Annotated in this window: 5 protein-coding genes; 4 read left to right on the top strand and 1 reads right to left on the bottom strand. The window is 66.1% G+C overall.

All coding sequences use genetic code 11. From position 1 onward, the window contains the following. The 3 genes from ABFE16_08135 to ABFE16_08125 form a co-directional block, all read left to right on the top strand. Positions 1-692, top strand: a 692-nt coding sequence (locus ABFE16_08135; protein ID MEN6345263.1) for a response regulator transcription factor, incomplete at its 5' end; no start/stop codon positions are given. Further along, positions 676-2022 (top strand): ATP-binding protein, encoded by a 1347-nt coding sequence (locus tag ABFE16_08130; GenBank protein MEN6345262.1) that lies wholly within the window; start codon positions 676-678, stop codon positions 2020-2022. The genes ABFE16_08135 and ABFE16_08130, both read left to right, overlap by 17 nt. A gap of 95 nt (positions 2023-2117) precedes the next feature. Continuing rightward, on the top strand, positions 2118-2717 hold the full coding sequence (locus tag ABFE16_08125) for a hypothetical protein (protein ID MEN6345261.1): 600 nt from the start codon (positions 2118-2120) through the stop codon (positions 2715-2717). A gap of 131 nt (positions 2718-2848) precedes the next feature. Here the strand turns inward: ABFE16_08125 and ABFE16_08120 are convergent, their stop codons facing one another. Then, positions 2849-3817, bottom strand: a complete 969-nt coding sequence (locus ABFE16_08120; GenBank protein MEN6345260.1) for a polysaccharide deacetylase family protein — start codon at positions 3815-3817, stop codon at positions 2849-2851. A gap of 372 nt (positions 3818-4189) precedes the next feature. Here ABFE16_08120 and ABFE16_08115 point away from each other — a divergent pair, with 372 nt between their 5' ends. Continuing rightward, positions 4190-5074, top strand: coding sequence for a hypothetical protein (locus ABFE16_08115; GenBank protein MEN6345259.1), 885 nt, complete (start codon positions 4190-4192; stop codon positions 5072-5074). Positions 5075-5294: the final 220 nt, after the last annotated feature.

Raw genomic sequence — 5294 nt, 5'->3', positions numbered from 1 at the left:
TCCGCATACTGCTGGTGGACGATGAGAAGTCCATCACCGACATCCTCAGACCTTACTTCGAACGCGAGGGCTTCGTCGTCGTCACCACTGATAGCGGCACTGAGGCCCTGAAGCTCGCCCTGGAAGGTCGCACGGACCTGGTGGTGCTCGACCTCATGCTCCCGGATATGAGTGGGGAGGAAGTCTGCGAGCGTATCCGCCAGGACACGGAGATCCCGGTCCTGATGCTGACGGCCCGCGCCGATGTGGAGAGCCGGATTCAGGGCCTGCGCCTCGGCGCCGATGACTATGTGGCCAAGCCCTTCAGCCCCCGGGAGGTCGTGCAGCGAGCGCTGACCATCCTGCGACGCACCGGCACGCGCTCCGGCGGGAAGACCGATCGGGTCTCGCTCGCCGGAGGACGCCTGAGGATCGATTCCCTCCGACACGAGGTCTCGCTGGACGGCCAGGAGATCGAGCTCACGCCCTTGGAGTTCGCGCTGCTACTTGCGCTAGCCCGCGCTCCCGGACGCGCCTTCTCCCGAGCACAGCTCGTCGGCTCCGTCTACGACACCGACTATGAGGGCTACGAGCGCAACATCGACGTCCACATCAAGAACCTGCGCCGCAAGCTGTTCGGGTGCGACTGCATCAAGACGGTTTTCGGCGTGGGCTACAAGCTCGTGGTGAGCGACCATGAGGATCGCGTCTAGGCTGGCCTTGTCCTTCGGCATGCTCTCGGTCCTGTCGGTGATGCTCCTCGGCGGGCTGGTCAACTTCCTCCTCGATCGGCGCTTCACGGACTACCTGGGTCGTGGACAGCAGCAACGCAGGTCGGCGATCGCGGACGACCTTGCCGCGCTGTACAGGGAGAACGGTGGCTGGCCCACTCAGCCACCCAGACCAGACGGCCGGCGTCGCGGGATGGGCCCCGACGATGTGATCGTCGTCGACGACACCGGCAAGGAAGTGATGCGAGCAGGCAGGCCAGACTTCCACCGGGGCCGGCCGGAGGTGACGATCCCCATCCAGGTCTCCGGCAGGCGCGTGGGTACAGCCTATGCACGTCTGGCCGGGCCGATGTGGGGTATGTCGCCGGCAGAGGCTGATTTCCGCAGGCAGATCAACGATTCCATTCTTCGAGCAGGGCTGTCCTCAGCGCTGCTTGTGGTGCTGGCGTGCTGGCTGGTCGCCCGAAGTCTGGCACGCCCTCTCGGGCGTCTGGCACGGTCGGCGGAGGTCTTAGGTAGCGGCGATCTGACGGTGCGAGCAAACCTGAAGGGCAGAGACGAGATCGGACAGCTCGGCCGGGCCTTCGACGCGATGGCCGAGCGGCTTCAGGAAGCGGAGGTTCTGCGCAGGCAATTCACCGCCGACATCGCCCACGAACTGCGCACCCCACTGTCGGCGGTGCGCGGCTACCTCGAGGGCATGCAGGACGGCGTCCTCGCCCCGGACGAGGAGACTCTGGAGGCGTGTCACCGCGAGACGATGCGCCTGGTGGACTTGGTGCAGGACCTGCAGACTCTCGCGACCTCGGACGCCGGAGGGATGAAACTGGCCCTGGAGGAGGTGGACCTGCGCGAGGCGGTGCAGCAGGCGGTCAAGGCCATCTCCTCAGCCTCCCCGGAGGCGAAGGTCGAGCTTGTGCTCCCCGCCGAGGAGGTCGACTGCAGCGCCCTGGTGGACGACGAGCTGTTCCAGAGGGCCGTGCGCAACCTGCTGGTGAATGCGTGCAAGTACAGCCCGGCGGGAGCTCCGGTGACGGTCCGCCTGACCTGCCATCCCGGGGAGCTCTCGCTTCAGGTTCGCGATCGGGGTGTCGGCATCTCACCGGAGGATTTGCCGCGGATCTTCGACCGCTTCTACCGCGCCGACCCTTCGCGCACTCGGTCGACAGGCGGCTCCGGCCTGGGCCTCACCCTGGCTCGCAGTATCGCAAAGCTCCATGGCGGCGACCTCCGGGCAGCCAGTGAGCCGGGGAAGGGATCGCTCTTCACCCTCACGCTGCCACGAAGGACGGCTTCGCGACAGCCCGAGTAATACACATAGGTTCTTCATATCTGCTCACCTAAGATGCTCACGAGCGCGGGGTACTGTACAGACATCACGATGATCCACGAAGGAGATGACTGACAGTGAAGAACCCGCGCATCCTAAGAGCAGCACCCGTCGCCTTGAGCATCTTCGTCGTTTCGCTGAGCACCTTCGCTTTCGCAGACAAGCCGCCTGCTCCGCGGGAGCAGGCCCAGAACATCGACGCTATCGTGCGGTTGGTCACCGACGCCTTGAGAGCCTACCAGCGGCCCGACCAGCCGGCAGCGAAGGCCCCGGAACGCCCGGGAATGGGCCCAGACCAGGATCGGACGTGCCCCTGGCGTGTCGAGAAGCCCGTTCAGCCGCCGAGGCTTGAGCAGCCGGGTTGGGGCCGCGGACCGCAGGGAAAGGGTGGCGAAGGTCCAGGCTGGGGTGGCGGACCGCAGAACCGGGAACGTGAGCGTCAGGGCTGGGACCGTGGCGAGCAGGGCAGAGGGCAGGTAGGACCGGGTCGTGGCTATGGCTCGCAGAACCGAGAACGTGAGCGTCGAGGCTGGGACGGGGAACAGCCGGGCAAGGGCCCTGGACCGCAGGACAAGGGACATGAGCAGCCGGGCATGGAGCGTGGACCGCAAGGTGGGGACAAGGGACCGCAAGGTGAAGAGCCTGGTGAGCATGGTCGACCCGGTCCGGAGCGCTAACTGAACTCCGTACAAGCTTCCGCACAGTAGTAGCCAACGGGCTCCCATGTCACCGGGAGCCCGTCCGCCTTTCAGCCTGCCGCCTCAGGGCGCCGGGTACGATGCGGTCCACCGTGCCCGTCCGCAACGCGTCAGTCGCCTTCGTTGAGAGCTGCCAGTTCGCGGAGAGACACAAAACGGTAGCCCCTCGCTGTCAGCTCCTCCGCGACCTTCGGGATCGTCTTGCGCGAGACGTCACTGGCATGGGTCAGGATGACCGCGCCGGGCACGGTGTGCTTGAGGATCACCTTCGCGACATGGTCGCTGTCCGCGTTGCGCTCGTAGTCGGTGCTGGTTGCGGTCCAGGTGACGGTCGTATAGCCCAGCGAGGCGGCTGTCTTCACCACGCTCTTGTCGTACTCACCGAAGGGCGGCCGGAAGAACGCAGGCGTCGTGATGCGCAGATCCAGCTTCTCAAGGCCATCCTCCACAGCGCGCAACTCGCGTTCGAGCCTGGCCTTCCCCACGTTTGTGCAATGCGGATGTGTGTCCGTGTGATTGCCGATCTCATCACCGCGAGCGGCGAACCGCTCGACGAGGTCCGGGAACTTCCTGATGAACCAGCCCGTCACGAACCACGCGCACGGGATGTGATGTTGCTTTGTATAGTCGAGAATCTCCGTGACCGCGGGGCGGGTAGCCGTCTCACCAAGGTCGATGGTGAGAGACACGAGCTTCTGAGTTGTCTTCCCCCGGGTCAGAACCGTCTCTCGCGCCGCCGCGCGAGCAGCGGGCCTGGGTTCGGTTGGCTTCTTGACGGCGGGTGTGGGCGTCTCACTGTTGCTGCGGGGTGTCTCGCCCGCTTTGGGCTGGTCAGAGGCACTGCCCGCCTCGTTGTCCGGCGCTTCCGGCGACACAGGCGGACCGGCCTCCGTCTGTCGCGCCGGTGCAGTGCTCACGGCGACCGAGGGCGCGGGAGGCAGCTCCGCCTGGCTCCCCTCTGTGGTTGCCCCATGGTGCCGCAGAGAGACGGCGGCTGCCGCCAGCTGAGCGCCGACCCCAAGAAGCGCGAGCGCCCAGGCCAGGCGAGACAGAATCGCCGCAGCACGGCGTGAATCCACGTACTGCCGGCCTGGAAGGCTGCGTGAGCTAATACTCCATGCACTGCCAGGAGGCCTCTCGTTCACTTGGCGCTCTCCCCTGAATCCGGCGAACCTGTGTTTCGGCTCGGAAGTCCATGCAGATGGCGACCTGTCACTAAGGCGCTGCATTCCCGAGTGCGGGCAGTGCCCATCTCTGTGCACGAACAGGGCCTGATTCACCTCGGGCGTGCGGCCGCCCTTCCTGCCGCCGAAGGGTCCTTGGCAGGAGCCCTTGCGTCGATCGCGAATCTCGGGCTGAGAGAAGTGCGGAGCAGGGGATCGACGCTGTAGCTGAGTCTCGGCATAGGCTCCCGGGGTGAGCCGGGAGATGATGGGCAGGAGGTGGGCGGGATGAGTCGATTTCGCTCGGTCATGACGATGGTCGTTGTTGCAGTCGCGTCGCTGATCGGTGGGGCCCTGGCTCAGTTCGCAATGGGCAGTTGGGCGTGGGCGCAGCCGAGGGGAACGCAGGTGGTCGAGGCCCGCGAGTTCCGGGTGGTGGACGAGAGAGGGAGACCGCGAGCGACCTTGGGGATGGCGCCTGACGGCCCTCGGCTGCGGCTGCTGGGCGAGAACAGCAAGCCGGCGGTCGCAGCGGGTGTCGCGGCGGATGGGTCGGCGTTTTTCAACCTCTTTGACCGAACGGGAACGGGGCGCATAGCGGGCCAGGCAGCGGCTGACGGCAGTGCCATGCTCGGCATCACCGGCGTGGGCGCAAGCGGCGGCAGCATCGGGTTCACCGCCCGTCCCGATGGCGCGATGAGCCTGTCCATCAGCGAAGAGCCCCGCAAGCCCGTCGTCGCCCTCGCGGTCCGGTCCGATCACACCCAGTACCTTGTGCTGGGATCGGACAAGACCGGTCCGCAGTGTACCCTCACCGTAGCACCGCAGCAGGGCACTTCGCAGCTCCAACTGGGACCGGAGGAGGGCCCTCAGCACGTCTGTCTCACCAGTGCATCGGAGGGCCCCTACCTGCACCTCGGAGCTCACAAAACGGGGGCTGCGGCGCGGCTCGAAGTGAGCAAGGGCATGCCTCGGCTCATGGTCCTTGACGATCTTGACCGTCTGCGGGCCCTGCTGGGCGCCAGCGATGCAGGCAGGTATGGCATGCAACTGCAGGACAGCGCCGGGATGCCGCGGATCATGCTGGCCGAGGATGACCGTGGAACCTGGGGGATCGTACTCGCGGACGCCAAGGGCAAGGCCTTCCTCAGCCTCCCACCAGGCAAGCCCTAGAACGCCGAGACCCAGAGGGGCAGCGCCCCACCCAGGCTGTTGCGAGGGCTTGCTGTCAAGGACGTCACCCAACCGGTCACCCGGCGGGGGCCCCTAGCCCGCATTATTCATGAGTTGCTGAGGAAGTGAAACCGGAGAGACGTCGAAATGGGGTTCTGCGCCAACAGAAGGCCCTTTCGGGAGGTCTCTCCGGTATGACACAGTGTCTTGGCCAGCTGCT

The sequence above is a fragment of the Armatimonadia bacterium genome (assembly GCA_039679385.1).
Lineage (GTDB): Bacteria > Armatimonadota > Zipacnadia > Zipacnadales > JABUFB01 > JAJFTQ01.
Note: the sequence above shows the minus strand (reverse complement) of the source record. Positions and strands in the feature narration are given on the sequence as shown.